We start from the raw sequence: 26347 nt of genomic DNA, 5'->3' as shown, positions 1-26347 counted from the left end.
CCGAACGTTTCAAGGATTGAGGCGCTGCAACCAGGCGCTCAAATCCTGCATCTCGGTGGCGCTGATGCTGTGACCGACGCCCGGATAAGCATGAAACTCGGGTTTGAGTGACAGGCGCTGCAACAGGCTGTTGGCCTCAGTGCCGTCGTTGTAGGGCAGGAGTTTGTCGGCAGTGCCATGACCGATGAAAATCGCCAGCTGCTGGCGTTTTTCATCCGGTTTGAGCTCGGATTCGAGCACCGGCAGAATTCGCCCGCTCAGTGCCGCAATTCCACCCACTGCGTCGGGATGACGCAACGCGACCTCGTAGGACATCATCGCGCCCTGGCTGAAACCCACCAGGAATACCTTGTCCGCTTCGGTGTGATATTTCTTCGCCGCTTGTGCGACAAAATCCCTCAGCACCTGGCCGCTGGCCTTCAGGTCATCCGTCTCACCGTTATAGGCGCCCTCGCCCTTCTGGCGAAACCACTGGTAACTGCCCTCTTCCATCGTCATCGGCGCCCGCACCGACAGGTAGTTGTACTGCGGCGGCAATTCATCCTTGATGTCGAACAGGTCCTGCTCGTTACTGCCGTAACCGTGCAGGAAAATCACCAAGGGCTGGTTGCGGGATTCAGAGTCGGCCTGCTCCAGGTACTTGAGCGGCAGATCGGTGTGCAGCGGGGCTTGAGCGTGGACGGCGGTGGACGCCAAGAGCGTGAGCAGAGCGAGCAACTTCAACATAAGCCTTCCTTCACAGAGCGCAGGATTCGGGGCAAAGCCTAACACTGTGAAGCATGCTGGGGCATTTCAGGTGTTGCTGAAGCCGCCATCGCGAGCAGGCTCGCTCCCACATTTAACCGAGTCGACGCCGATCAACTGTGGGAGCGAGCCTGCTCGCGATGAGGCCCTGAATTCCCCTGAAGACTTTCCTGCCAAAACTTCAGTCGTTAACCAGTTTCCCAACCCGAATCGGCTCGCGCCCGGCGACTTTCGCCTGCCAGGTCCCCGGCTGCGTGTAACGCCCGCGATCGATGGCAAACAGCACGCCGCTGGTCCCGGCACACACGGTGGTGACGCGATCGTTCAACGGGTCGACCACTTCAAACAACGCATCACCGCGCTCCACCCATTCACCCGAATCACGCAGGAAACTGACCACCCCGTGATGCGGTGCAAACAGGTATTCAGTGCCTTCGAACGGCATGCCTTCACAGCATTCGCTCGGCGCGTCCGGCCAGGTGCCGGTGATGAAACCCTGCTCGGCGAGGAACCCCAGGATCGCCTCGCAATTGGCCTGAGCCTGATCGACCCGGGTATCGCCCATGCTGCCCAACTCCAGCGTCGTCGCCAGGTTGGCCGGTGGAATCGCCGCGTCAGGAAAGGCCCGCGCCAGACGCAACCACGGCGTAGAACATGACTCGTCGAAAGAGCTGCCACCGGAATCCTCACACAGCAACGCCACCCCGGCCTTCAAGCGAGCCGCCAGGGGGCGCCATTGCGGCCAGTGCTGCGGCAACGCGTAAAGGTGAATCACCGCGTCGAAATCGCAATGCAGATCGAGGGTGATGTCGGCCTCGCAAGCGTGACGCAACAGCAAGCGGTGCATCGCTTCCAGCTGAGAAGCCGCAGCCGGCAAACCGTCGAGCACTTGGCCCATGGTCTGGCGGATCAACGCGATGTTCGCCTGGGCGTCATCACCCAATTGGTCGCCAATCAACTCGGCCACCGGCGCGCTGAGTTCAACGAACGACCGGTTGAAGTTCTTGCCGCTGCCCAGTTCGAAGCGGCCCATGTGGCTGCCTTGCAGGTGCTGATCGAGGCCGATGGGATTGGCCACCGGCACCAGTTCGATCACGCCCTGAAGCTGGCCTGAAGTTTCGAGTTCGCTCAGACGCTTCTTCAATTCCCAGGCGGTACGCATGCCCGGCAGCTCGTCAGCGTGCAGGCTGGCCTGGATGTAAACCTTGCGAGTACCCGCGCCATAACGAAATACGCTGAGCGTGCGTTCAGTCCCCAGATGGCTCCAGGGCAATGGATGGTCGATTCGTTGCATGGGGACTCCTGTAGGCTCGGATCGCCGGGCTTTTGTAGGGAAATGTGTGTTTCTCAAGTAATAAAAAAGTGGCCACCGCGTCAACAGTGGCCACTTTTTTCTACGGCGTATTAATGGCCGTAAACGTCAAAATTGAAGTACTTGTCCTGCACTTGCTTGTACTTGCCGTTGGCGCGGATTTCGGTGATAGCGGTATTGAATTTGTCCGCCAGTTCTTTATCGCCCTTGCGCACAGCGATGCCGGCACCGCCGCCGAAGTACTTGGCGTCTTCATAGGTCGGGCCTACGAAGGCGAAGCCTTTACCGGCGTCGGTTTTCAGGAAACCGTCGTCCAGGTTGACCGAGTCGGCCAGCATCGCGTCGAGGCGACCGGCGACCATGTCCAGGTTGGCTTCCTGCTGGGAACCGTAACGCACCAAGTTGATGCCGGCCGGCACCAGCACTTCAGTGGCGAAGCGGTCGTGGGTACTGGCGCGCAGCACACCAACTTTCTTGCCTTTGAGCTCGGTCAGCGGGTCCTTGACGTCGGTGCCTTCCTTCATCACGAAGCGCGCCGGGGTGTGGTAGTACTTGATGGTGAAATCGACGTTCTTCTTGCGATCGTCAGTGATGGTCATGGACGACAGGATCGCGTCGATTTTCTTGACCTTCAGGGCCGGGATCAAACCATCGAACTCTTGCTCGACCCAGGTGCACTTCACTTTCATCTGCTCACACAACGCATCGCCGATGTCCACGTCGAAACCGGTGAGTTTGCCGTCAGGGGTTTTCATCGAAAATGGCGGGTAACCGGCTTCGATACCGAGGCGAATCGGCTTGGCGTCATCGGCCACGGCGGTCAGGGACAACATCGACAGTGCCAGGGCACCGAACATCACTCGCTTCTTCATTTATAACTCCTGTGTGCGGAGGCTTTTATTGGCAACTTTCGGTTAGTGAAGACCGAAGTGGCCGGCAGTCTAGAGCGGCTTCAGGAGGGCAAATTGTGTTTAAGCGACAAATACTTATAGAAAAACAGCCGCGGGATTCAAGGCACTTGAAGCGTGCGCCAAGGTGGTGCAGGGGCTGTAGGACAATTCTTTGTTTCAGACAAAACCTACAAGATTTCGGGCGTGATCCGATTGAACAGTCGCGCTGGCGATGAAGCTTTTTTTGCGGCACATTGCCCCCGCCAACCCATCCCCGGAAGAGAAGCGTGATGCCCGCATTGAACCTGATCCAGCACCATCCTGCCGAAGGTCCTGGCGCCATTGCCGAATGGGCCCGGGCCCGTGGCATTACGCTGAACGTGTTTCGCGCCGACCTCGGCCAGTTGCCGCCGGTAAGCGCGGCACCTGCGATCCTGTTGGGTGGGCCTTATGAATCCAACGCCGGGCCGACGTGGCTGGAAGCGGAGCGTCAGTGGCTGGCGGGCAGTCTGGATCAGGGCGCGGCGGTGTTTGCGATTTGTCTGGGCGCGCAACTGCTGGCGTTGAGCCTGGGTGGGAATGTGCGGCGGATGTCTCGCCCCGAAACTGGCTGGACGACCGTGACCTTTGCGGATGGCCAGACGCTGAAGGTGCTGGAATGGCACGAAGACGCGATCGATCTGCCAGAGGATGCGCAATTGCTGGCCAGCAGTGACGTGTGTGAGCAGCAGATGTACCGCGTCGGGGCGACGCGGGTGGGGTTGCAGTTCCACCCGGAGTGGAATGCTGAATCGGTGGCGACCCTCAATGAGCACTTTGCCGAGGAATCGCCGTTGCCTCGGGGGCCACAGGACAGTGCTGCCTATGCAGCCGTCAATGACTGGTTGCAGGGGACGCTCGACCAATGGTGGGCGGCGCGGACAGCGGTTTGAATCAAGATCAAAAGATCGCAGCCTTCGGCAGCTCCTACAGAGGACGTACTGCCGTAATTTCGCCGGTGTACTCGGTCAATGTAGGAGCTGGCGAAGCCTGCGATCTTTTCGGCTACATCAACATTCGCAGCCGATCACGGTACTGACCGGCCGTTGCACCGCAACACCCAATTCAAACCCCTCATCCAGCCACCCAGTCACCCCGCCAATCATCTCCTTGACCGGGTAACCCAGCGCCGCCAGTTTCACCGCAGCCTTGTTGGCGCCATTGCAGTGGGGCCCTGCGCAATAAACCACGAACAGCGTGGATTTCGAATAAGCCGCCAGGCCGTCAGCCGTGATCAGTCGCCCCGGGATGTTGATCGCGCCCGGCACATGTCCGCGTTCGAACGCCAACGGTCCGCGCACGTCGACCAGGACAAAATCCACCTCGCCGGCCTGTTGGCTACCAAAGACGTCGGAACAATCGGTCTCGAAGGTCAGACGGTTGCTGAAATGCATCAGGGCAATGGCAGATGGGGCGGCGGAAATTTCGCGAACCAGGCTGGGCATGGGCTGTACTCCAAAGTCTCGGTGGGTGTGGGAAGACTTTATCTGCCCTACGCTTGTCGCTACAGTGGCGCACAAGACACTCACCGGGAATTTTCCGCCAAATGCAGCCCACCCCTGGATTGGTCGCGATTCTGGCCTACGACGGCCTCTGCACTTTCGAATTCGGCATTGCCGTGGAGATCTTCGGCCTGGCGCGGCCGGAGTTCGATTTCCCTTGGTATGAGCATCGTATCGTCGCCGTCGACCAAGGGCCGATGCGCGCCATGGGCGGCATTCAGGTGCTGGCCGACGGCGGGATGGAACTGCTTGAAGAAGCCCGGACCATTATCATCCCCGGCTGGCGCGCCCGCAGCGCGGCGGTGCCTGAACCTTTGCTCGCCGCCCTGCGCCAGGCCCATGCCCGGGGGGCGCGATTGCTGTCGATCTGTTCCGGGGTGTTCGTACTGGCGGCCACCGGTTTGCTGGACGGTCACGGCGCCACGACGCATTGGCGCTACACCGCGGAACTGGCCGAACGTTTTCCGAACATTCAGGTGGACCCGGACGTGCTCTATGTCGATTCGGGCCAGTTGATCACCTCGGCCGGCAGTGCCGCGGGCATTGATGCCTGCCTGCACCTGGTCGCGCGGGATTTCGGCACTCAGGTGGCTAACTCGGTGGCGCGGCGGTTGGTGATGTCGCCGCAACGCACCGGCGGCCAGGCGCAGTTCATTCCGTCACCGGTCAGCCCGACGCCGCGCAGCGATCTGTCGCGGGTCATGCAATGGGCACGGGAACGCCTGCACCAACCGCTGGAAGTTCGCGACCTCGCCAGCGAGGCGGCCATGAGTGAGCGCACGTTCCTGCGGCGGTTCACCGAAGCCAGCGGCCTGTCGCCCAAAGCATGGTTGCAGCATGAGCGCCTGGCCCGTGCTCGCGAATTGTTGGAGAGCACCCGCCAGAGCACTGAGCAGATTGCCCAGCACTGTGGTTATCGTTCGGTGGAGAGTTTCCGGGTGGCGTTTCGCAGCGTGGTCGGCGTGCCGCCGTCGGTGTATCGGGAGCGGTTTGGGCGTGAGGTAAAGGCGATTCTTTGAGTGTGTTTGAGGACCTCATCGCGGGCAAGCCCGCTCCCACAAAGTCTGCGTCGTACACAAGTTTTGTGCTCAATAGAGATCCACTGTGGGAGCGGGCTTGCCCGCGAAGGCGTCACCCCAGACACCCATTATTTCAAGGCTTGCGCAACAGATAGGTATCCATGATCCACCCATGCGCCAGCCGCGCCGCCTTGCGCACTCGCTCAATCTCATCGGCGACATCCTTGAGTTTGCCGCTGATCAATATTTCATCCGGCGTCCCCAGGTAAGCCCCCCAGTAAATCTCCGTCTCCTGATCGGCCACCTGATGGTAGGCATCTTGCGCATCCAGCATCACCACCAGGCTGTCGGCATCACTCACCTGCCCCGCCGCCAACCGCCGGCCGGTGGTGATTTCAATCGAGCGACCGATGCGATTCAGCGGCACCTTATGTTGCGCCGCCAACGCCTGCACGCTGGTGATTCCGGGGATTACCTCGAACTCGAACACACACCGGCCTGACGCCAGAATCGCCTGCAGAATCCGAAGGGTGCTGTCGTACAGCGCAGGATCGCCCCACACCAGAAAACCGCCACACTGGTCGTCAGTCATTTCCTCGTTGATCAGCCGCTCGAAGGTCTGCTGCTTGGCGCGGTTCAGATCTTCGACGCTGGCCTTGTAGTCCACATCCCCGCGCTCCCGCTCCGGGCTGTGGGCTTCAACGAAGCGGTAGTCGCGATCGGTAATGTAGCGCTCACAGATCTCGCGGCGCAGGTCGATCAGTTTGTCTTTACTCTGGCCCTTGTCCATGAGGAAAAACACATCGACGCGGTTCAACGCGTTCACCGCCTGCATCGTGATGTAGTCGGGGTTGCCGGCGCCGACACCGATGACCAGAAGTTTTTTCATCAATGTGTTCCCTCAGGGTCCGTGCCCATCAAGCGTAGTCGCCAGCGACCGTTGAACCGCAATTCGATGGCCGACAACGGTTCGACGTCGATCTGGTTGAACGCCGCGCCCTGCAGCACCTGCATCAGTGCGGCGCGGATGACAAAAGGATGGGTGATGGCAACGACATGACCCGGCGTCGCCTCAAGGGTATTCAACCACGCAGCCACCCGTTCACCGAGTTGTGCCACCGATTCTCCACCGTGGGGTGCCGACGTCGGGTCATTGAGCCAGGCCTGGAGCGTCTCGGGTTCGGATGTTTGCAGGTCGTCGATCGATGTGCCTTTCCAGCGTCCGAAATCGCAATCTGCCAGTGCCGCGACAATCTCCGCATCGTCGCCAAACAGCTCAGCGGTTTGGCGGGTCCGCAGTTCCGGGCCACAGAGCAAACGGGGGGTGCCCTTGAACTGGCGGCAACGCGAACCCTTCGCCGATTGCCAATCCATTTCCAACGGCTCATTCGTAGGAAAACGCGCCAATTTTTGTGCGACGGTTCGAGCGTGGCACATCAGGGTCAAGCGGGTCGCCTGCACGGAAGATCACTCTGTCGATAGGATGGAAAACGGCACGACGCCGCGAACAATCGGGTCATTGTGCCGCAAGAAGCGCGCACTCTGAACGCATTCCTCGACAGCTCCTACAGTCTCCAATTCCCCCCAAGAAATGGCGATGTCTCACACAACCATGGGCGATGTCCTACAAAGTCAGTCGACATCCGCGTAGCCCACGGCGCACGGGGTTTTCGCCCCATTTTGGAGCTTGGAAAATCCGTGGAAAAATTCGCTAGACATGTAGCACCCGTTACATAAATACTGTTTTAGCGAATTATGAAATGAAACCGACACATTCATCCAGCAGGAGCCCGGATGCCCTCTCTCAGAGACCTGATCACCGATCCCGGCCTGGAACTCACGCCGTCGGAACGCAAAGTCATACGTGCGTTACTGGATCAGTACCCGCGTAACGGACTGGGCCCGATGTCACGTCTGGCCGAACACGCCGGTGTCAGCGATCCGACCATCGTGCGGCTGGTAAAAAAGCTTGGTTTCGGCGGTTATGCCGATTTTCAGGAAGCGTTGCTCAGCGACATGGATGACCGCCTGCGCTCTCCCAGTACCCTGTTGCAACCCCGCGCCCATCTCAAAAAAGATGATCCCTGGAGCCACTATCTGGCGAGCAGCCATCGGGCATTGGTCGACACCCAGGCGCTGACCCAACCCGAAGATGTACGAATTCTGGTGGAATGGCTGCTCGACACCCGCCATCAGGTCCATTGCTTTGGCGGGCGCTTCAGCAGTTTCCTCGCCAACTATTTACTCAACCATCTGCGCCTGTTGCGGCCCGGCTGTTTTGCCCTGGAAGACAACGCGCAATTACCGGACCGGCTGTTCGACGTGCAGCGTCAGGACGTGGTGCTGGTGTTCGATTATCGCCGCTACCAGTCCCAGGCTCTGCGGGTCGCCAATGCCGCGAAGAGTCGACATGCGCGGGTCGTGCTGTTCACCGATATCTACGCATCACCACTGAGGGAATTAGCTGACCTGATCATCAGCGCACCGGTGGAATCGGCGTCGGCCTTCGACTCGATGGTGCCGTCGCTGGCCCAGGTTGAAGCACTGGTAGCCTGCCTGTCCTTGCGCAGCCCCGATCTGGCCGATCGCCTGGAAGGCATCGATGCCCTGCGGACCGACTTCGACACTCACCTGCTGGAGGATAAATAAGGATGTTCACGCTCCCCCACCACTCGCCCCGGGATTTGCCGTTTGCCGCCGACCACACCGCGCTGTTGCTGGTGGACATGCAGCGTGCCTGGCTCGAGCCGCAGTTCGACGCGCACCTCAACGGGCCGGATGCCGAATACTTTCTGACCCGCGCCCACATGCAAGTGGTGCCCAATCAACGCCGGTTGCTCAGTGCCTTTCGTAATGCACGACAAAACGTGCTGCACACGCTCATCGAAAGCCTCACCGCCGATGGTCGCGATCGCTCGCTGGACCACAAACTCTCGGACATGCACCTGCCCAAGGGCAGCCCGCAAGCGCGAATCATCGATGACCTGACGCCAATCGAAAACGAAATCGTGCTGCCCAAGACCTCTTCCGGGGTATTCAATTCCACCAACATCGATTACGTGCTGCGCAACCTTGAAACCCGACACCTGATCATCGCCGGCATCGTCACCGACCAGTGCGTCGACATGGCCGTGCGGGACGCCGCCGACCGCGGTTACCTGGTGACGCTGGTCGAAGATGCCTGCGCCACTTACACCGAACAACGGCATTACGCCTGCCTGAACGCCATCAAGGGCTACTGCTGGATCACCGACACCCAGACCGTGCTCGGACGGTTACAGGAGATGCAGCCATGAGCGCTCGCCTGTCACCACTGCCGATGACCACGATTGTCACCACCGACCTGATCGGCGTGACACGCGGCCGTTCCTTTCCTACCGACGAACTCGATGCCTATCAAGCGGCGGGTTGCGGCTGGGTGCCGGCCAACAGCGCCCTGACCCCGCAAGACATCATCGCCGCCAGCAACCCATGGGGGGCTTATGGAGACTTGCGCCTGATCCCCGACTTGAGCAGCCGTGTGACCGTCAACAACGGCCCGGACGCCAATGCCCCGGCGCTGGACTTCATTCACAGCGATATTCGCGAAACCGATGGCCGCCCGTGGGGCGCCTGCCCGCGCACGCTGTTGCGCAACGAAGTGGAGCGTTATTGCAGCGAATTGGGACTGCAGATCAACGCCGCGTTCGAACATGAATTCAACCTCGGCAGCGGCGCGGCTGAGCATCTGGCGTTCTCTCTTGAGGCTCAACGCCAGGGCGCCGAGTTCGGCGGCTGGTTGCTCAGCGCACTGCGTGCCGGCGGTGTGGAGCCGGAGATGTTCCTGCCGGAATACGGCAAGCACCAATACGAAATCACCTGCCGCCCAGCCCTCGGCGTCGCCGCCGCCGACCGTGCGGTGAACGTGCGTGAGATCACCCGTGAGATCGCCCGGCAAATGGGCCTGGAGCTGAGTTTCGCGCCCAAGACCTCCGAGCAGGCGGTGTGCAATGGCGTGCATCTGCACGTGAGCCTGCAGGATCTGGCCGGTCACCCGGTGATGTACGACGCCGGCACGGTCAATGGCCTGTCGACCCTCGGCCAGCATTGGGCCGCCGGCGTTCTGCACTATTTGCCGGCGCTCTGCGCCTTTACCGCGCCGACACCGGTTTCCTACGAGCGCTTGCAGCCCCATCACTGGAGCGCTTCCTACGCCTGCCTCGGCCAACGCAACCGCGAAGCGGCGCTGCGGATTTGCCCGACCATGAGCCTGGGCGGCAAAGCCGTGGCAGCGCAGTACAACCTGGAATTTCGCGCCATGGACGCCACCGCCTCACCGCATCTGGCCATGGCCGTGTTGCTGATCGCCGGACGCCTGGGCATCGAGCAGCGCCTGGCCCTGAACGCGATCACCGATGAAGTCCCCGATTCACTGAACGAAGAACAACGCCAGGCGCGCGGCATCGTCGCCCTGCCCGCGTCCCTGTCCCGGGCCCTGGAATGCCTGCGCAACAGCGAGGCGCTGATCGAAGCCCTGCCGAGCGCGTTGCTGGACACCTACTTCGCCCTTAAAACCGAGGAACTGACGCTGACGGAACAGCTCTCGCCCGCCGATCTTTGTGAGCACTATGCGCGCCTGTACTGAGTCCGCCGAACTGGGGTTCTACACCCAGCCTGCGTACACCCTGAGCCGGGAAGCCTCCGGGCACCCGCTGATTCTGGTGTGTGAACACGCCAGTCGTTTTATCCCGGCCGGGTTGAATGACCTAGGCTTGAGCCATGAAGCCGCCCGCGAACACATCGCCTGGGACATTGGTGCCCTGGCGCTGGCCGAGGGCTTGTCCCAAGCACTGGGCGCCACCCTGTTGACGGCCAACTATTCACGGCTGTTGATCGATCTCAACCGCCCGCGCCATGCGCCGGACAGCATTGCGTTGCAGAGTGAGATTTATCAGGTGCCAGGCAATCGGGACCTGGACGAGGCCACTCGGGAATACCGCCGACACTGCCTGTTCAAGCCGTTTCATACACGCCTGCAAACCTTGATCGACGCCCGTGTGGCGCAAGGTCGATCGGTTCGCGTGGTGGGGATTCACAGTTTCACGCCGATATATTACGGCCAGCCACGAGCACTGGAAGTCGGCGTGTTGTACGGACAGGCCGAGGAGTACGCCCAGCGAGTGATTGACGGGTTGAGTCGGCACCCCTTGAAAGTCGCAGGTAATCAGCCGTACAACGTCGATCCGCTGGGTGACATGACCGTGCCGGTTCACGGCGATGCACGAGGACTGGACTCGGTACTGATCGAGGTACGCAACGATCTGCTGCGCACGCCCGAGGACGTCGGTCGCTGGACCGATTATCTGGCGCCACTGCTGTAGAGCAATCGCTTCAAACTCGCAGCGTGCAGCTGCTTTCAAATCAAGGAGAAGGGCTTCATGGAAATAGAAGAATTCGGCTACAAGCAAGAGTTGAAACGTAGCCTGTCACTGACGGACCTGGTGGTGTACGGGATGATCTTCATGATCCCCATCGCCCCGTTCGGCGTATATGGTTACGTCAACGCCGAAGCGCCGGGGATGGTGCCGCTGGCCTACATCATCGGCATGGTGGCGATGCTGTTCACTGCCCTCAGTTACGGCAGCATGGCCCGGGCCTTTCCGATTGCGGGTTCCGTGTATTCCTACGCACAACGCGGCCTCAACCCGCATGTCGGGTTTATCGCCGGTTGGCTGATGCTGCTCGATTATTTGCTGATTCCGCCTCTGCTCTACGTCTACGCGGCGATGGCGCTGAATCATTTGTACCCGGACATCCCGAAAGTCGGCTTCATCCTGGCCTTTCTGGTCAGCGCCACCTTCGTCAACCTGCGGGGTATCACCTTCACCGCGCGGATGAACATCGTTTTTCTACTGGCGCAACTGGTGGTGCTGGGGATCTTCCTGTTCTATGCCTGGAATGCCCTGCACAGCGGCGGCGGTAACGGTCAACTCACCCTGGCGCCGCTGTACAACGCCGAGACGTTCAACTTCGCCCTGCTGATGCAAGCGGTGTCGATTGCGGTGTTGTCGTTCCTCGGCTTTGATGCCATTTCCACCCTCGCCGAAGAAATCAAGGGCGACCCCGGCCGCAGCGTCGGCAAAGCTGCGCTGATCACATTGCTGGTGATGGGCGTGATCTTCGTCGTGCAGACCTGGATTGCCACGGATCTGGCCGCCGGCCTGGGCTTCAAGTCCGCCGACACTGCGTTCTATGAAATCGCCGAAATCGCCGCCGGCAGCTGGCTGGCAACCCTGACCGCCGTCGCCACCGCCCTGGCCTGGGGCGTCGCCGTCGCGATCACCTCGCAAGCGGCGGTTTCGCGCCTGCTGTTCGGTATGGCCCGGGACGGCAAACTGCCGAAAGTGCTGGCCAAGGTGCACCCGAAACACAACACGCCGTACTTGAGCATCTATCTGGTGGCGGTGCTGTCGCTGGTGATTTGCTACCTGTTCATCAACTCGGTGGACACCCTCACCTCCCTGGTGAACTTCGGCGCCCTGAGCGGCTTCATGTTGCTGCACCTGACCGTCATCAACTATTACTGGCGTCGGCAGAAGTCCGGCCAGGTGATACGTCACCTGATCTGCCCGGTGATCGGCTTCATCATCGTCGCGGCCATCATGTACAACATGGGCGTCGATGCACAGAAACTCGGCCTGATCTGGATTGCCCTGGGGCTGGTCTATCTATTCTTCCTCAACAAACTGGGTGCCAGCACAGCACTGCTCGACCCAAGCAATGGCTGACAAGAAAAAGGGCAGCGTCTGACATGAATTCAGGCGACTGCCGATTTCAAGCGTGGAAACCGACAGTGATAGTCAGGTTCGGTGCAAATCGCCGAACCCTTTGATACAGGAGTACATCCATGCTGGTCTTACGCCCGGTGGAGTTAACCGACCTGCCCCAGTTGCAGCAACTGGCGCGCGACAGTCTGGTGGGGGTCACGTCCTTGCCGGACGACACCGAACGCCTGCGCGAGAAGATTCTCGATTCCTGCGCTTCGTTCGAAAAAGCCGTGCAGGGTCCTGGTCCGGAGAATTATTTCTTCGTGCTGGAAAATCTGACGACCCGTCGTCTGGCGGGCTGCTCGGAAATCCTCGCCACCGCAGGGTTCAACGAGCCGTTCTACAGTTTGCGCAACCGCCATTTCACCAGCGCCTCACGGGAGCTGAACATCGAGCACGGGGTGCCGGCGCTGTCGTTGTGCCACGACCTCAGTGGTCATACGTTGCTGCGCGGTTTCCATATCGACGCGGCACTGGAACGCACGCGGTTTTCCGAGTTGCTGTCCCGGGCGCGGCTGCTGTTCATCGCCGCCCACACGGCGCGCTTTGCCGAAGCGGTGATCACCGAAATCGTTGGCTACAGCGACGAACAGGGCCAGTCACCGTTCTGGGATGCGCTGGGCAAGCATTTCTTCGACCTGCCGTACGTCGAGGCCGAGCGGCTTTGCGGTCTGCAGAGCCGGACATTTCTCGCCGAATTGATGCCGCATTACCCGATCTACGTGCCGATGCTGCCGAAGGAGGCACAGGCCTGTATCGGCCGGATTCATCCCGACGGTCAGGAGGCCTTCGACATTCTTGAACGCGAAGGCTTCGAGACCAACAGCTACATCGACCTGTTCGACGGTGGTCCGACGTTGTACGCACGCACCTCGAACATTCGCTCTATCGCCCGAAGCCAGACCGGCACGGTACACCCTGGCTCAGCCATCGATGCGCGCGGCAACTACTTGGTGAGCAACGATTCGTTGAAGGACTACCGCGCAATTGTTGCCGAGCTGGACTACCACGCCGGGCAACCCGTGGCCTTGAGCGCCGAGATGTGCGCGGCCCTGAATGTGACCGACGCCAGCACGATCCGGTTGATCGCCCTGTGAGCCGCCACCGGCCCCGTGCCCAACGACAGCGCTCGAACAAGCGCGAAGAAGGAGCTGCATCATGATTGTCCGCCCGGTTCAAGTCACCGACCTGCCCGCCCTGCTGGATTTGGTGCAACGGGCCGCCCCCGGGGTCACCACCCTGCCGGCCAGTGAAGAACGCCTGACCCACCGAGTGCGGTGGTCTCAGCGCACCTTTGCCGAACAAGTCGAGCGTGCGGATGCCGATTACCTGTTCGTGCTCGAGGACGACGATCAACAAGTGGTCGGCGTCAGTGCCCTGGTGGGGGCTGTCGGCCTGCGGGAGCCCTGGTACAACTACCGGGTCGGACTGACGGTCAGCTCGTCGCCGGACCTGGGTATTGCGCGCCAGATTCCTACGTTGTTCCTGAACAACGAAATGACCGGCCAATCGGAAATCTGTTCGCTGTTTCTGCGACACGATCAACGTCACGGCAATAATGGTCGACTGCTGTCGCTGGGGCGCCTGCTGTTCGTTGCCGAATTTCCCCATCTGTTCGGCGACAAGCTCATTGCCGAACTGCGCGGCAGTGCCGACGAACAAGGCTGCTCACCGTTCTGGGACAGCCTGGGCCGACACTTTTTCAAGATGGACTTCAGCCATGCCGATCACTTGTCGGGGCTAGGCAGCAAAGCGTTCATCGCCGAACTGATGCCGCGCCAGCCGCTCTACACCTGCCTGCTCACCGAACAGGCCCAGGCGGTAATCGGCAAGCCGCACCCGAATAGCGAACCTGCGCTGAAGATCCTCACCGCCGAGGGGTTTGCCCATAAGGGTTACATCGACATCTTCGACGCCGGCCCGGTGATCGAAGCCCCGGTGTCGAGAATCCGCACGGTGCGTGACAGCCAACGATTGGAGCTGGCCATTGGCACGCCCGACGACCAGGCGCCAGTGTGGCTGATCCACAATCGACGCCTGGAAAACTGCCGCATCACCACCGCCCAGGCGCGGCTGGTCGGCAACAGCCTGATCGTCGACCGGCTCACCGCCAAACGCCTGCAACTGCAACCCGGCAACTCGGTCCGCGCCGTGCCGCTGCGCAATCAACAGCAGCAGGCGGTGGCGGCGTGATCGGAAAAAAATCGCAGCCTTCGGCAGCTCCTACATCATTCCTTACCCGTCCACATCGATCGTTGAACATCCTGTAGGAGCTGCCGCAGACTGCGATCTTTTGATCTTGCATCCCAAGGCCAGCAAATTCGTCATCATTCTTTACCCTTCCCCGTGATAGCCTTTTGTTCCTTCGGCGTTGACACTTTTGCTCAAGCCCTTCCATTCCTTTGTATTGGTGGAACTCATATGTCCAGGCTGTCTCATCAAGATTTGCGCCGTAATTTCCGCCAACTGTTCGCCTCCAACGCCTGCTACCACACGGCGTCGGTCTTCGACCCCATGTCGGCACGCATTGCCGCCGATCTGGGTTTCGAGGTGGGGATCCTGGGTGGTTCGGTCGCGTCGTTGCAGGTGCTGGGCGCCCCGGACTTTGCGTTGATCACCCTGAGCGAGTTCGCCGAGCAGGCTACCCGCATCGGCCGCGTGGCCCAATTGCCGGTCATCGCCGACGCTGACCACGGCTATGGCAACGCGCTCAACGTCATGCGCACCATCGTCGAACTCGAACGCGCCGGCGTGGCCGCGCTGACCATTGAAGACACCCTGTTGCCGGCGCAATTCGGCCGCAAGTCCACCGACCTGATCGGGGTCGCGGAAGGCGTCGGCAAGATTCGCGCGGCTCTGGAAGCCCGGGTCGACTCGGAAATGGCGATCATTGCGCGGACCAATGCCGGGATCCTGCCGGTTCAGGAGATCATCAGCCGCACCAAGCAATACCAACAGGCCGGGGCGGACGGGATTTGCATGGTGGGCGTGCGGGACTTCGATCACCTCGAACAAATCGCCGAGCACCTGAGCGTACCGCTGATGCTGGTCACCTATGGCAACCCGTTGCTGCGCGACGACGATCGCCTGGCCGAACTGGGTGTGCGCGTCACCATCGACGGGCATGGTGCGTACTTCGCGGCGATCAAGGCGACTTATGACAGCCTGCGCGAACAACGCCAGATCTTCACCCAGGCATCGGATCTGAGCGCGACTGAACTGACGCACACGTACACGCAGCCTGAGGAATACATCGTTTGGGCGAAGGAATATATGAGCGTCAAGGAGTGAGGGTTCGGCGCAAATGATGGTGTGACGTCTGGCCCCTTCGCGAGCAAGCCCGCTCCCACACTGGATTTTCTGTGGACACATTATTTGTGCACACCCGCAATCAAATGTGGGAGCGGGCTTGCTCGCGAAGGGGCCAGATGAGACACCACAAAATCGCAACCTTGAACCTCCCTCCTCAGGGCCAACTCCCCCCTCACAACAGAACCTGCCCCACATCAAGGAATGATCTGGCCGATTACTTCTTGGTCAATTCCATAATCATCCGCGACAGCAGATAAATCCGTGGTGCCACGCTCTCGACCTCGGCGTATTCCTCGGGAGTATGGATATTGCCGCCGACAATCCCGAAACCATCCAGCGTCGGTGTACCCACCCCGGCCGAGAGGCTGGCATCCGCCGCCCCGCCGCTGCCTTCTTCCGTCAGCTTGCGGCCAATTTCGCCGTAAATCCCCTGGGCCATGGCCATCAAGCGATCCGACTCCGCCGTTTGCGGCATCGGTGGCAAGCCGCGTTTAAGGGTAGTGGTCACTTCAGTCTCGGAAATCAGCTTGTCCTTGGAAACCCGCGCCAGGTCCTTTTCGATCCGGTCGAACTCTTCCGGCACCGCTGCCCGCACGTCAGCCTTGGCGGTGGCCTGATCCGGAATCACGTTGGTGCGGTCGCCAGCGTTAAGCACGGTGAAGTTGATGGTGGTTTTCTTCTCTGCATCCCCCAGTTTGCCGAGTTGCAGAATCTGGTGTGCGGCTTCCATGGCCGCATTACGCCCCAGCTCCGGCGCGACGCCGGCGTGAGATGCCTTGCCTTTGACCTCGACCACGGCGGTGGCGCTGCCTTTGCGCCATACAACCAAACCATCCGCCGGGCGACCCGGTTCGAGGTTGAGGGTCACGTCGTGGGCCTTGGCGGTTTTCTTGATCAGGTCGGTGGCGACGTTCGAGCCGGTTTCTTCACTGGCGTCGAGCAAGAAAGTGATCTGCGCATAGTCCTTGAAATCGAGGTTTTTCAGGACTTTCAGCGCATAGATCCCGGCGACGATGCCGCCCTTGTCGTCCATCACACCCGGCCCGTAAGCGCGGCCGTCCTTGATCTGGAACGGGCGCGCAGCAGCGGAGCCTTCCTTGAACACGGTGTCCATGTGCGCCATCAGCAGGATTTTCGCCTTGCCGGTGCCTTTGAGGGTGGCCAACACATGGTTGCTCTTGTCCGGGGTGTTGGGCACGAGTTCGATGGTGGCACCGAGCTTCTTCAACTCCTCGATGGCGATGTCACTCACCTGGGTCAGGCCCGGCTCATAACCGGAGCCGGAGTCGATGTTCACCAACCGTTCCAGCAGTTTCAGGGCTTCACCCTTGTACTGTTCGGCATCGGCGAGGACTTGTTTATGGGGTTCGGCGAAGGCTGCGGGGGTGAAGGCGCCGAGGGCCAGGGTCAGGCCGAGGCTGGTGGCCAGGAGGGAGCGAGAGAGTTTGAACGTCATGAATCGATCCTTGTTTCGTGTCGGGGTCGAAAATACCCTACCTGACTACGACGCAAGGCTCTACACCGGATGCGACACATACAAACCCGATTGACCACACATCCCCTGTGGGAGCGGGCTTGCCCGCGATAGCGGTCTGACAATCACGGAGATGTTGAATGTGCCGCCGTCATCGCGGGCAAGCCCGCTCCCACAGGGATTTGATTCGGTCAGACCGAATCGAGCATCGCCTTATGCGGTTTGCCATCACTGTGGCAAATGACGCGGTTGCGGCCGGTGGTCTTGGCTTCGTAGAGCGCCTGGTCGGCGTCGTTGAGCCACAGGGTCGCGTCGTCGTGGGCCGGGTTGAAGGCCGCCAGGCCGATGCTCAAACTGACTTTCAGCGCCGGGTTCTGCTCGTACCCCAATGTGGCGAAACGATCACGTAGCGCATCCATCGCCACGGCCGCGCGGTCCAGAGGCAGGTCCGGCAGCAGCACGCAGAATTCGTCGCCGCCATAGCGCCCGGCGACATCCGCTGCGCGCAGGTTCTGCTTGAGCATTTTGCTCAGCTGACGCAGGACGATGTCCCCGGCGACATGGCCGTAGGTGTCGTTGATGATTTTGAAATGGTCGATGTCGATCAGCGCAATCGCCCCGCCCTGCTGCTGGCGTTGGCAGCGCTGAAACTCGATTTCCAGCTGATCTTTCCAGGCACCGTGATTCAGCAGGCCGGTCAGGCTGTCGGTGCGGCTCAGGGCCAATAGTTCGCGCTTGTGTCGGCCGAGGGTGTCGGCCTGACGGAAGCAGATCCAGCCAAAGGACAGCGGATAAATCGACAGCAAAGGCAAGCAGGCGTACAGCTGAAACGTACTGGTTTGCGGGACAAAAGCCGGCATGAACACCAGCAGCCCGAGGCCTATCCCAAGCACCTGCGCGACGGCGCCCATCAACAGAAAACGCAAACCGCCGATGGCCACGTTGTGCATCGCCATCATGGACAGTGTGGCTGCGCTGGGCAGCGGATTGAACTGCATGGCGGCGACCCAGAAACCGCCGAGAAACGCGTCTATCAGGATATTGCGGTGTTCGGCGTGAAAAGGAATTTTCGCCCGGCGTGCCCATTGATAAGCCACATGGGGCCAGAGCAGCCCGTTGATCAGCATCACCCCCCAGACCCAAGGCGCCGGGTCGAGTGGATACATCCCTGCGCCGACGCACAATAATCCCAGGGCCAAACCCAGGATTCGCGACGCGTAAAGCCTCCTGGCCAGTGAAAGTCCCTTTCCTCCCTTATTTTCCATATCGGCCTCTGTACCACTGAACGGAGCCTGACAACACACGGGATTGAAAGTGTGTTTGAAGTCTATCAGGGCAACGGCAAATAGCCATCACCGGTTGGCGGTATCAATAGCATGACCTCGCCATGAGCTGAGTGCCCAATGTTTGGTCTATACATGAAGGGAAGGATCGATAAACAACCTGCCCTGATCACTGCAAAGGAATAGCCTGATGCTTTTGTTGGTTGTCACTATCGCCGTCTTCGTGGCTTGGAGCTGGTTGAGCTACCCGGCCATCGGTTACTGGCTCTATGACTTGAACATGGCGCTGGAGGCCCGGCTGTATCGGTTGCACAAGATCGTCGTGCCGATCACCGAAATGACCGTCTCGACCTGGCAAGGCGGGCCTTACGAAGCCTCCAGCAGTGTGCTGATGCTGCACGGCTACAGCGCCGACAAGAACATCTGGCTGCGCTTCGCCCGGCATTTTGTCGATGACTACCGGGTGATTATTCCTGACCTCGCCGGTCATGGTGAAACCGGCTTCAAGGCTGGCGGCGGCTATGACATTCCAGTCCAGGCCAAACGGTTGATCCAGTTGCTCGATATCTGTGGGGTCGAAAAGGTGCACGTGATCGGCAACTCCATGGGCGGCTACATCGCGGCATGGCTGGCGGCCAACTACCCGGAGCGCATTATCTCGCTGGCGCTGCTCGACCCGGCCGGCGTCACCGCCCCGGAGCCCAGTGACATGGAGCGACACCTGGCCCGCGGCCACAACCCGTTTTTGATTCATTCCCGGGAAGAATTCCAGTATTTCTACGCCATGACCATGGTCTCGCCGCCGTGGGTGCCGGGGATCGTGCTGGACGCCGTCGCCCAGCGCTATGAACAGCAGCGCGATGATCTGGAAGAAATCTTCAGGGATTTTCACGCCAGCCCGCCGATGGAGCCAAAACTGCCCGACATCAAATGCCCGGCGCTGCTCCTGTGGGGGCGCAAGGACCGTTTGATCGATGTCAGCAGCGTACCGGTCTGGAGCAAGGGCATCGCCGATTTGCGGGTGGAAATCTGGGACGGTGTCGGTCATATGCCGATGGTTGAGCAACCGACCCATACGGCGCGGTTGTACCGGGAGTTTTTGGAGACACATCGCTCATGATATTCGGCGGATAATTCGGGGGTGATGTTCAGCGATTCATATGAGGCGCGATCATGAACATTCTTTACGACGAACGCATCGACGGTGTTCTGCCGAACGTGGACAAGGCCGCGTTACTCAAGGCCTTGCAGCAGGAGGTGCCGGACCTGGACATTCTCTGGCGCGAAGAAGAACTCAAACCCTACGAATGCGACGGTCTCTCGGCCTATCGCACCACGCCGATGCTGGTCGCCCTGCCCCGGCAGCTGGAACAGGTGCAGGCGCTGCTCAAGCTCTGCCATGCCCGCAACGTGCCGGTGGTGGCGCGCGGGGCCGGCACCGGGTTGTCCGGCGGTGCCCTGCCGTTGGACAAAGGCGTGCTGCTGGTAATGGTGCGGTTCAACAACATCCTGCACATCGACCCCGCCGCCCGCACCGCACGGGTCCAGCCGGGGGTGCGTAACCTGGCGATTTCCCAGGCGGCGGCGCCCTTCGGTTTGTATTACGCGCCGGACCCGTCCTCGCAAATCGCCTGCTCCATCGGCGGCAACGTCGCGGAGAACGCCGGTGGCGTGCATTGCCTCAAATACGGCCTGACCGTGCACAATCTGCTGAAACTCGAAGTATTGACCCTTGAAGGCGAACACCTGACCCTCGGCGCCGATTCGCTGGACGCACCGGGCTTCGACTTGCTGGCCCTGTTCACCGGCTCCGAAGGCTTGCTCGGGATCATCACCGAAGTCACGGTCAAACTGTTGCCCAAACCCCAGGTCGCCAAAGTCCTGCTGGCGAGTTTCGATTCCGTGGAAAAGGCCGGTCGCGCAGTGGCTGAGATCATCGCCGCCGGGATCATCCCCGGAGGCCTGGAGATGATGGACAACCTGGCGATCCGTGCCGCCGAGGATTTCATCCATGCCGGCTACCCGGTGGACGCCGAAGCGATCCTGCTGTGCGAACTGGACGGCGTCGAAGCTGATGTCCACGACGATTGCGAGCGGGTCCGCGAGGTCTTGCAACAGGCCGGGGCCAGTGAGGTGCGCCTGGCTCGGGATGAAGCCGAACGCGTGCGGTTCTGGGCCGGGCGCAAGAACGCCTTCCCGGCAATTGGCCGCCTCTCGCCGGATTACTACTGCATGGACGGCACCATCCCCCGCTGCGAACTGCCCGGTGTGCTCAAGGGCATCGCCAGCCTGGCGCAAGAATATGGCTTGCGCGTGGCCAACGTGTTCCATGCCGGTGACGGCAACATGCACCCGTTGATCCTGTTCGACGCCAACCAGCCCGGTGAACTGGAACGGGCCGAAGCCCTCGGCGGCAAGATCCTCGAACTGTGCGTGAGGGTCGGCGGCAGCATCACCGGCGAGCACGGCGTCGGCCGCGAGAAAATCAATCAGATGTGCGCGCAGTTCAACAGTGACGAGTTAACGCTGTTTCACGCCGTCAAAGCCGCGTTCGATCCAAAGGGCCTGCTCAACCCCGGCAAGAACATCCCGACCCTGCACCGCTGCGCGGAATTCGGCGCGATGCACATCCATGCCGGGCAACTGCCGTTTCCTGAGCTGGAGCGCTTCTGATGCCGGACTTCGATGCCAGTGAAACCCTGCTGGAGCAGGTCAGGCAGGCGCGGGAGAACGCCACGCCGCTGCGCATTCAGGGCGGCAATACCAAGGCGTTTCTTGGCCGTGAAGTGGCCGGAGAAATACTCGATACCCGCGCCCATCGCGGCATCGTCAGCTACGACCCGACGGAGCTGGTGATCAGCGTTCGCGCCGGCACGCCGCTGAGCGAACTGCTTGCCGCACTGGATGCAAAGGGGCAAATGCTGCCCTGCGAGCCGCCGTCGTTCGGTGAAGGCGCCACCGTCGGCGGGATGATCGCGGCGGGGCTGTCTGGACCTCGGCGCCCGTGGTCCGGTTCGGTGCGCGATTTTGTCCTCGGTACGCGGGTGATCAGTGGCCTCGGCACCCACCTGCGTTTCGGCGGCGAAGTGATGAAAAACGTCGCCGGCTACGACCTCTCGCGCCTGATGGTGGGCAGTTACGGCTGCCTCGGCGTGCTGACCGAAGTCTCGCTCAAAGTGCTGCCCAAACCCCGGCAATGCTTGAGCATCAGCCTGGACATCGACTGCGCCCACGCCTTGGCCAATCTGGCGCAATGGGGTCAGCAACCACTGCCCATCAGCGCTGCCAGCCACGATGGTCAGCGTCTGTATCTGCGGCTCGAAGGCGGCGAAGGTTCGGTGACGGCCGCCCATCAACGACTCGGCGGCGAACCATTGGACTCCGGTTATTGGGCCGACCTGAACGAACAACGACTAGACTTTTTCAATGAGGGCCTGCCGCTGTGGCGCTTGTCATTGCCCAACAACCTCGGGACTCTGGACTTGCCCGGTGAGCAACTGATCGACTGGGGCGGCGCACAACGCTGGTTGAAATCCGCAGCCGACAACATTCAGTCGCGAGCCCTTGAACTCGGCGGCCACGCCACCTGTTTCAGCCATGGCGTCAGCGAAACGCCATTCCAGCCGCTGAACCCGGCGCTGCTGCGCTATCACCGGCAACTCAAGGCGCAACTGGACCCGCAAGGGCTGTTCAACCCTGGGCGGATGTACGCGGAACTCTAGGGGGCGCTCTCCATTAGTTTCCCCTCCGCGTTGTCGCCTTAAAGCGGGCCAGGCAAGGCGGAGGCCGCTGGTAATGGTTGTTCCCTTTCCAAGGCCTGCAACGCAGCCTGGCCCGCTTTAAGGCACAACCCGAAGGGCCGGGCCTGCTGTTGTGCAGGGCTGCGTTGCTCGAAGCTTATTTGGAATGACCAAACCACGCTTCTCGCGCCTTGCCCTGCACAACAGCAGACCCGGCGCGGCGGGGAAACTAATGGAGAGCGCCCCCTATGCAAACCAACCTCAGCGAACAGTCCAAACTACTGCCCCGCGCCGAAGAAGCAGACAAGATTCTGCGCACCTGCGTGCATTGCGGGTTCTGCAACGCGACGTGCCCGACCTATCAACTGCTGGGCGATGAACTGGACGGGCCGCGTGGGCGCATCTACCTGATCAAGCAAGTGCTCGAAGGCGCCCCCGCCACGGCCAAAACCCAGTTGCACCTGGATCGCTGCCTGACCTGCCGCAATTGCGAAACCACCTGCCCGTCCGGGGTGGATTATCACAACCTGCTGGACATTGGCCGTGCCGTGATCGATCAAGCGGTGCCGCGCCCGGCCAGTCAGCGGCTGTTGCGCCAAGGGTTGCGGGCACTGGCGCCGAATCCGAATCTGTTCAGGACTTTGCTGCAAATCGGCGCCACATTCCGGCCATTGCTGCCACGGGGCATCGAGGCGAAGCTGCCCCTCGACCTACCCGCCGCAGGCGAGCGCCCTGCCCCTCGGCATGCGCGTCGGGTGTTGATGCTCGAAGGCTGCGTGCAGCCCGGTCTGTCGCCGAACACCAATGCTGCGACGGCGCGGGTGCTGGATCGACTGGGGATCAGCGTGATCCCGGCGCCAGATGCCGGCTGTTGTGGCGCGCTGGACTATCACCTCGACGCCCAAGCCATGGGCCTGGAGCGCGCCCGACGCAACATCGACGCCTGGTGGCCGCACCTGGAAAACGGCGCCGAAGCCATCGTGCAAACCGCCAGCGGCTGCGGCGCGTTCATCAAGGATTACGGGCATCTGCTGGAGCGCGACCCGGTCTATGCGGCCAAAGCCCAGCGGGTCAGCGAACTGGCCCTGGACTTGGTGCAAGTGCTGGCCGATGAACCTTTGGAACGGGTCTGCACCGCCACTGACCAGCGGATCGCCTTCCATTGCCCCTGCACTTTGCAGCACGCTCAAAAACTAGGCGGAGCGGTAGAAGCAGTGCTGACGCGGTTGGGCTTCAATCTCACGGCGGTGCCCGACAGTCATTTGTGTTGCGGCTCGGCGGGCACCTATTCGATCACCCAACCGGAACTCGCCCGGCAACTGCGCGACAACAAACTCAACGCCCTGGAAAGCGGCCACCCCGAGGTCATCGCCACCGCCAACATCGGCTGTCAGAGCCACCTCAACAGCGCCGGACGAACGCCAGTCAGGCACTGGATCGAATTGGTCGACCAAGTTCTGCGATAACCGAACACTCCCGCGCTGCAAGAACAGTCCTTGGCAGAATGAAGTTCGTCAGAAACTTCGTTTGTCGGCACCGCCGAAGGCTGCGATCTTTTCCGGCATCCGTTACGTCACTGCGCCAGGAAACTTTTCATGAGCCATCCGAACTTCGTCAGCCCTGACCTGATCCGCCAACGCTTCTCCAAAGCGATGTCCGACATGTACCGCGAAGAAGTGCCGCTGTACGGCGCGCTGATGGAGCTGGTGGAACAGACCAACCGCCACGTGCTGGACAGCGACCCGCAGATCGCCCGACAGCTGCACAGCACCCGCGAAATCCAGCGGCTGGACCTGGAACGCCATGGTGCGATCCGCGTGGGCACCGCCGCGGAACTGGCGACCCTCGCCCGCCTGTTTGCGGTGATGGGCATGCAACCGGTGGGCTATTACGACCTGACCCCGGCCGGCGTGCCGGTGCATTCCACCGCGTTCCGTGCCGTGCATGAGTCGGCGTTGCAGGTCAGCCCATTCCGGGTGTTCACCTCGCTGCTGCGCCTGGAACTGATCGAAGACACCGAACTGCGAACCTTTGCCCAGTCGGTGCTGGATACGCGCTCGATCTTCACCCTAGCGGCATTGGCCCTCATTGAACGCGCTGAAACCCAGGGCGGCCTGACCGAATACGAGGCGCAGGACTTCGTCGCACAAGCCCTGGAGACCTTCCGCTGGCACCACAGCGCCACCGTCACCGCCGCGCAATACCAGCAACTCAGCGCCCAGCATCGATTGATCGCCGACGTGGTGGCCTTCAAAGGCCCGCACATCAACCACCTGACGCCACGCACCCTGGACATCGACATCGTGCAGGCGCAAATGCCCGCCCATGGCATCACCCCCAAAGCGGTGATCGAAGGCCCACCCCGCCGGCAATGCCCGATCCTGCTGCGTCAAACCAGCTTCAAGGCGCTGGATGAGCCGATTGCTTTTACCGATCAGGCCGAAACCCGTGGCAGCCACAGCGCCCGTTTCGGTGAAATCGAGCAACGCGGCGCGGCGCTCACCCCCAAAGGCCGGGCGCTTTACGACCGCTTGCTCAATGCTGCCCGGGATGAACTGAAGGACTTCCCCAACGAAGCCAACGCCGCACGCTACAACGCGCTAATGGCGCAGCACTTTGGCGAATTTCCTGACACCGTCGAGGACATGCGCCGACAGGAACTGGCGTACTTTCGCTACTTCGTGACAGAAAAAGGCTTGGCGGCGGATGAGCTGAAAGGTTTGTCGTTGGAGGATTTGCTTCGCGACGGTTATGTGCGGGTTGAACCGCTGGTGTACGAAGACTTTCTGCCAGTCAGTGCGGCGGGGATTTTTCAGTCGAACCTGGGGGATGCCGCGCAAACCCACTATGGCGTGCATTCGAACCAGCAAGCGTTCGAAAAAGCTCTGGGAAGGTCGACGATTGATGAATTGGGGCTGTATGCCGAGACGCAGCGGCGGTCGGTTGAGGAGTGTTTTGCGGCACTGGGTTTGAACGTTTCCGAATAGGCGTGATGGCCGCAAAAAAGATCGCAGGCTTCGCCAGCTCCTACGGGGATCGAGTACACCCGTTGCATTGCGGTTGCACGCGGTCGAGGTAGGAGCTGCCGCAGGCTGCGATCTTTTGGCTGTGTTCGGGCCACCAACCAAATCAAGATCAAAAGATCGCAGGCTTCGCCAGCTCCTACGGGGGTTGGGTGCACCCGTTGTATTGCGGTTTCACGCGGTCGAGGTAGGAGCTGCCGCAGGCTGCGATCTTTTGATCTTATTGCAGCTTCGCCAACAACACCTTGGCGGTCTCTTCCGAAGACGCCGGGTTCTGACCAGTCAGCAACAGACCATCCGCGATCACGTAACTCGCCCAGTCATCGGCCTTGGAGTAAAGGCCACCGTTGGCCTTGAGCATATCCTCCACCAGAAACGGCACGACATCTGTCAACTGCACAGCGGCCTCTTCGGAGTTGGTGAAGCCTGTCACCCGCTTGCCTTTGACCAATGGCTGGCCATCCTCATCCTTGACGTGACGCAATACCCCTGGCGCATGACAGACCGCCGCCACCGGTTTGCCCGCGTTGTAGAACGCCTCGATCAGCGCAATTGAAAAGGTGTCTTCAGCCAGATCCCACAACGGGCCATGCCCGCCTGGATAGAAAACAGCGTCATAGTCTTCGGCCCTCACGGTGCTCAGCACCCCGGTAGACGCCAATGCGGACTGGGCAGCGGAATCCTTGTGAAAGCGATCGGTGGCCGCGGTTTGCGCGTCCGGCTCATCACTTTTAGGGTCCAGCGGTGGCTGGCCGCCCTTGGGTGAGACCAGGGTCAGCTGCGCGCCAGCGTCCTTGAAGGTGTAATACGGTGCGGCAAATTCTTCGAGCCAGAAGCCGGTTTTCTTACCGGTGTTACCCAATTGATCGTGGGACGTTAAAACCATCAGGATTTTCATGTCGTTCTCCAGTCGATGTCAGGGTTATTCAATGATCTCGGCGCTGGGTTTGACCATCGGACAGCGTTGTTCGTTGCGCCCATTGTCGGGGGTGACGGCTCATGGCCTTGATGCGCAAGAAGTTGCGCAACTGTGTCGGTGAAAAGTCCTCGAACGAGGCTGGACGTCAGGTTTATCAAGCCCTCCAGCCAAGTGCGCAAGAAGTTGCGCAGTGGTGCGCAACTTCTTGCGCACTTTTTCAGCGGATCCTTGCCAAAAACCTCTTCGGCGCTGAAAAAACAACCTCAACCACCTGATTTATATAG

The 26347-nt window shown here is 60.8% G+C and carries 25 protein-coding genes; 16 read left to right on the top strand and 9 right to left on the bottom strand.

The features are described from left to right. Positions 1 to 9: 9 nt before the first annotated feature. The 3 genes from AB7M22_RS07995 to AB7M22_RS07985 form a co-directional block, all read right to left on the bottom strand. Positions 10 to 726 carry an alpha/beta hydrolase gene (locus AB7M22_RS07995; protein ID WP_454185835.1) on the bottom strand — a complete coding sequence of 239 codons (717 nt, stop codon included), beginning with the start codon at positions 724 to 726 and terminating at the stop codon, positions 10 to 12. Between the two features lie 199 nt (positions 727 to 925). Further along, entirely contained in the window at positions 926 to 2038 is a 1113-nt protein-coding gene (locus AB7M22_RS07990; protein WP_454185834.1) for a succinylglutamate desuccinylase/aspartoacylase family protein, read from the bottom strand. Positions 2039 to 2148: 110 nt separating this feature from the next. Next, entirely contained in the window at positions 2149 to 2928 is a 780-nt protein-coding gene (locus tag AB7M22_RS07985; protein ID WP_454185833.1) for an ABC transporter substrate-binding protein, read from the bottom strand. Between the two features lie 308 nt (positions 2929 to 3236). Here AB7M22_RS07985 and AB7M22_RS07980 point away from each other — a divergent pair, with 308 nt between their 5' ends. Beyond that, positions 3237 to 3878 carry a type 1 glutamine amidotransferase gene (locus AB7M22_RS07980; RefSeq protein WP_454185832.1) on the top strand — a complete coding sequence of 214 codons (642 nt, stop codon included), beginning with the start codon at positions 3237 to 3239 and terminating at the stop codon, positions 3876 to 3878. Between the two features lie 117 nt (positions 3879 to 3995). On the opposite strand, the gene AB7M22_RS07975 is transcribed toward AB7M22_RS07980, so the two are convergent. After that, on the bottom strand, positions 3996 to 4430 hold the full coding sequence (locus AB7M22_RS07975) for a rhodanese-like domain-containing protein (RefSeq protein ID WP_454185831.1): 435 nt from the start codon (positions 4428 to 4430) through the stop codon (positions 3996 to 3998). Positions 4431 to 4531: 101 nt separating this feature from the next. Here AB7M22_RS07975 and ftrA point away from each other — a divergent pair, with 101 nt between their 5' ends. Then, a complete protein-coding gene (ftrA, locus tag AB7M22_RS07970; protein ID WP_454185830.1) occupies positions 4532 to 5506 on the top strand; it encodes a transcriptional regulator FtrA in 975 nt (324 codons plus the stop codon). 133 nt (positions 5507 to 5639) lie between these two features. On the opposite strand, the gene cobF is transcribed toward ftrA, so the two are convergent. Continuing rightward, the gene (gene cobF / locus AB7M22_RS07965; RefSeq protein WP_454185829.1) at positions 5640 to 6395 is read right to left on the bottom strand and encodes a precorrin-6A synthase (deacetylating); all 756 of its coding nucleotides are present in this window, start codon (positions 6393 to 6395) and stop codon (positions 5640 to 5642) included. Continuing rightward, complete coding sequence (locus AB7M22_RS07960; protein ID WP_454185828.1) at positions 6395 to 6967, bottom strand: histidine phosphatase family protein; 573 nt, start codon at positions 6965 to 6967, stop codon at positions 6395 to 6397. Before AB7M22_RS07960 ends, cobF begins: the two co-directional genes overlap by 1 nt. 333 nt (positions 6968 to 7300) lie before the next feature. Between AB7M22_RS07960 and AB7M22_RS07955 the strand changes: the two genes are divergently transcribed. The 8 genes from AB7M22_RS07955 to AB7M22_RS07920 all read left to right on the top strand — a co-directional run bounded on the left by AB7M22_RS07955 (position 7301) and on the right by AB7M22_RS07920 (position 15603). Continuing rightward, on the top strand, positions 7301 to 8155 hold the full coding sequence (locus AB7M22_RS07955) for a MurR/RpiR family transcriptional regulator (protein ID WP_454185827.1): 855 nt from the start codon (positions 7301 to 7303) through the stop codon (positions 8153 to 8155). Positions 8156 to 8157: 2 nt separating this feature from the next. Further along, on the top strand, positions 8158 to 8802 hold the full coding sequence (locus AB7M22_RS07950) for an isochorismatase family cysteine hydrolase (protein ID WP_007896044.1): 645 nt from the start codon (positions 8158 to 8160) through the stop codon (positions 8800 to 8802). Next, positions 8799 to 10130, top strand: a complete 1332-nt coding sequence (locus AB7M22_RS07945; RefSeq protein WP_454185826.1) for a glutamine synthetase — start codon at positions 8799 to 8801, stop codon at positions 10128 to 10130. The genes AB7M22_RS07950 and AB7M22_RS07945 overlap by 4 nt, the downstream gene beginning before the upstream one ends. Further along, on the top strand, positions 10114 to 10866 hold the full coding sequence (locus tag AB7M22_RS07940) for an N-formylglutamate amidohydrolase (RefSeq protein WP_454185825.1): 753 nt from the start codon (positions 10114 to 10116) through the stop codon (positions 10864 to 10866). Before AB7M22_RS07945 ends, AB7M22_RS07940 begins: the two co-directional genes overlap by 17 nt. Positions 10867 to 10923: 57 nt before the next feature. Then, a complete protein-coding gene (locus AB7M22_RS07935) occupies positions 10924 to 12273 on the top strand; it encodes an APC family permease (RefSeq protein WP_454185824.1) in 1350 nt (449 codons plus the stop codon). Between the two features lie 119 nt (positions 12274 to 12392). After that, entirely contained in the window at positions 12393 to 13409 is a 1017-nt protein-coding gene (locus tag AB7M22_RS07930) for an arginine N-succinyltransferase (protein WP_454185823.1), read from the top strand. Between the two features lie 61 nt (positions 13410 to 13470). Then, positions 13471 to 14505: an arginine N-succinyltransferase gene (gene astA / locus AB7M22_RS07925; protein ID WP_007896054.1), complete on the top strand. Its 1035-nt coding sequence runs from the start codon at positions 13471 to 13473 to the stop codon at positions 14503 to 14505. Between the two features lie 228 nt (positions 14506 to 14733). Beyond that, positions 14734 to 15603: an isocitrate lyase/PEP mutase family protein gene (locus AB7M22_RS07920; RefSeq protein WP_123499689.1), complete on the top strand. Its 870-nt coding sequence runs from the start codon at positions 14734 to 14736 to the stop codon at positions 15601 to 15603. A 235-nt stretch (positions 15604 to 15838) separates the two neighbouring features. Here the strand turns inward: AB7M22_RS07920 and AB7M22_RS07915 are convergent, their stop codons facing one another. Beyond that, positions 15839 to 17080, bottom strand: a complete 1242-nt coding sequence (locus tag AB7M22_RS07915; protein ID WP_454185822.1) for a M20/M25/M40 family metallo-hydrolase — start codon at positions 17078 to 17080, stop codon at positions 15839 to 15841. A gap of 209 nt (positions 17081 to 17289) precedes the next feature. Next, on the bottom strand, positions 17290 to 18363 hold the full coding sequence (locus AB7M22_RS07910) for a diguanylate cyclase (RefSeq protein WP_454185821.1): 1074 nt from the start codon (positions 18361 to 18363) through the stop codon (positions 17290 to 17292). 208 nt (positions 18364 to 18571) lie between these two features. Between AB7M22_RS07910 and AB7M22_RS07905 the strand changes: the two genes are divergently transcribed. From AB7M22_RS07905 to hglS, 5 genes are all read left to right on the top strand, one after another. Continuing rightward, on the top strand, positions 18572 to 19501 hold the full coding sequence (locus tag AB7M22_RS07905) for an alpha/beta fold hydrolase (protein ID WP_454185820.1): 930 nt from the start codon (positions 18572 to 18574) through the stop codon (positions 19499 to 19501). Positions 19502 to 19554: 53 nt separating this feature from the next. Further along, complete coding sequence (glcD, locus tag AB7M22_RS07900; protein ID WP_454185819.1) at positions 19555 to 21054, top strand: glycolate oxidase subunit GlcD; 1500 nt, start codon at positions 19555 to 19557, stop codon at positions 21052 to 21054. Next, positions 21054 to 22103 (top strand): glycolate oxidase subunit GlcE, encoded by a 1050-nt coding sequence (glcE, locus tag AB7M22_RS07895; protein WP_454185818.1) that lies wholly within the window; start codon positions 21054 to 21056, stop codon positions 22101 to 22103. Before glcD ends, glcE begins: the two co-directional genes overlap by 1 nt. Positions 22104 to 22369: 266 nt before the next feature. Beyond that, entirely contained in the window at positions 22370 to 23587 is a 1218-nt protein-coding gene (glcF, locus tag AB7M22_RS07890; RefSeq protein ID WP_454185817.1) for a glycolate oxidase subunit GlcF, read from the top strand. 129 nt (positions 23588 to 23716) lie between these two features. Then, the gene (gene hglS / locus AB7M22_RS07885) at positions 23717 to 25108 is read left to right on the top strand and encodes a 2-oxoadipate dioxygenase/decarboxylase HglS (protein ID WP_454185816.1); all 1392 of its coding nucleotides are present in this window, start codon (positions 23717 to 23719) and stop codon (positions 25106 to 25108) included. 256 nt (positions 25109 to 25364) lie between these two features. On the opposite strand, the gene AB7M22_RS07880 is transcribed toward hglS, so the two are convergent. Continuing rightward, positions 25365 to 26042, bottom strand: coding sequence for a type 1 glutamine amidotransferase domain-containing protein (locus tag AB7M22_RS07880; RefSeq protein WP_454185815.1), 678 nt, complete (start codon positions 26040 to 26042; stop codon positions 25365 to 25367). A 101-nt stretch (positions 26043 to 26143) separates the two neighbouring features. On the opposite strand from AB7M22_RS07880, the gene AB7M22_RS07875 reads away from it, so the two are divergent. Next, entirely contained in the window at positions 26144 to 26338 is a 195-nt protein-coding gene (locus AB7M22_RS07875) for a hypothetical protein (RefSeq protein ID WP_454185814.1), read from the top strand. Positions 26339 to 26347 lie beyond the last annotated feature (9 nt).

The organism is Pseudomonas sp. ADAK2 TE3594, from assembly GCF_053628675.1.
Note: the sequence above shows the minus strand (reverse complement) of the source record. Positions and strands in the feature narration are given on the sequence as shown.

Excerpts from the sequence above, each read along its gene's own strand:
- AB7M22_RS07995 (WP_454185835.1), bottom strand. The coding sequence starts at position 726 with ATGTTGAAGTTGCTCGCTCTGCTCACGCTCTTGGCGTCCACCGCCGTC.
- AB7M22_RS07990 (WP_454185834.1), bottom strand. The coding sequence starts at position 2,038 with ATGCAACGAATCGACCATCCATTGCCCTGGAGCCATCTGGGGACTGAA.
- AB7M22_RS07985 (WP_454185833.1), bottom strand. The coding sequence starts at position 2,928 with ATGAAGAAGCGAGTGATGTTCGGTGCCCTGGCACTGTCGATGTTGTCC.
- AB7M22_RS07980 (WP_454185832.1), top strand. The coding sequence starts at position 3,237 with ATGCCCGCATTGAACCTGATCCAGCACCATCCTGCCGAAGGTCCTGGC.
- AB7M22_RS07975 (WP_454185831.1), bottom strand. The coding sequence starts at position 4,430 with ATGCCCAGCCTGGTTCGCGAAATTTCCGCCGCCCCATCTGCCATTGCC.
- ftrA (WP_454185830.1), top strand. The coding sequence starts at position 4,532 with ATGCAGCCCACCCCTGGATTGGTCGCGATTCTGGCCTACGACGGCCTC.
- cobF (WP_454185829.1), bottom strand. The coding sequence starts at position 6,395 with ATGAAAAAACTTCTGGTCATCGGTGTCGGCGCCGGCAACCCCGACTAC.
- AB7M22_RS07955 (WP_454185827.1), top strand. The coding sequence starts at position 7,301 with ATGCCCTCTCTCAGAGACCTGATCACCGATCCCGGCCTGGAACTCACG.
- AB7M22_RS07950 (WP_007896044.1), top strand. The coding sequence starts at position 8,158 with ATGTTCACGCTCCCCCACCACTCGCCCCGGGATTTGCCGTTTGCCGCC.
- AB7M22_RS07945 (WP_454185826.1), top strand. The coding sequence starts at position 8,799 with ATGAGCGCTCGCCTGTCACCACTGCCGATGACCACGATTGTCACCACC.
- AB7M22_RS07940 (WP_454185825.1), top strand. The coding sequence starts at position 10,114 with ATGCGCGCCTGTACTGAGTCCGCCGAACTGGGGTTCTACACCCAGCCT.
- AB7M22_RS07935 (WP_454185824.1), top strand. The coding sequence starts at position 10,924 with ATGGAAATAGAAGAATTCGGCTACAAGCAAGAGTTGAAACGTAGCCTG.
- AB7M22_RS07930 (WP_454185823.1), top strand. The coding sequence starts at position 12,393 with ATGCTGGTCTTACGCCCGGTGGAGTTAACCGACCTGCCCCAGTTGCAG.
- astA (WP_007896054.1), top strand. The coding sequence starts at position 13,471 with ATGATTGTCCGCCCGGTTCAAGTCACCGACCTGCCCGCCCTGCTGGAT.
- AB7M22_RS07920 (WP_123499689.1), top strand. The coding sequence starts at position 14,734 with ATGTCCAGGCTGTCTCATCAAGATTTGCGCCGTAATTTCCGCCAACTG.
- AB7M22_RS07915 (WP_454185822.1), bottom strand. The coding sequence starts at position 17,080 with ATGACGTTCAAACTCTCTCGCTCCCTCCTGGCCACCAGCCTCGGCCTG.
- AB7M22_RS07910 (WP_454185821.1), bottom strand. The coding sequence starts at position 18,363 with ATGGAAAATAAGGGAGGAAAGGGACTTTCACTGGCCAGGAGGCTTTAC.
- AB7M22_RS07905 (WP_454185820.1), top strand. The coding sequence starts at position 18,572 with ATGCTTTTGTTGGTTGTCACTATCGCCGTCTTCGTGGCTTGGAGCTGG.
- glcD (WP_454185819.1), top strand. The coding sequence starts at position 19,555 with ATGAACATTCTTTACGACGAACGCATCGACGGTGTTCTGCCGAACGTG.
- glcE (WP_454185818.1), top strand. The coding sequence starts at position 21,054 with ATGCCGGACTTCGATGCCAGTGAAACCCTGCTGGAGCAGGTCAGGCAG.
- glcF (WP_454185817.1), top strand. The coding sequence starts at position 22,370 with ATGCAAACCAACCTCAGCGAACAGTCCAAACTACTGCCCCGCGCCGAA.
- hglS (WP_454185816.1), top strand. The coding sequence starts at position 23,717 with ATGAGCCATCCGAACTTCGTCAGCCCTGACCTGATCCGCCAACGCTTC.
- AB7M22_RS07880 (WP_454185815.1), bottom strand. The coding sequence starts at position 26,042 with ATGAAAATCCTGATGGTTTTAACGTCCCACGATCAATTGGGTAACACC.
- AB7M22_RS07875 (WP_454185814.1), top strand. The coding sequence starts at position 26,144 with ATGGCCTTGATGCGCAAGAAGTTGCGCAACTGTGTCGGTGAAAAGTCC.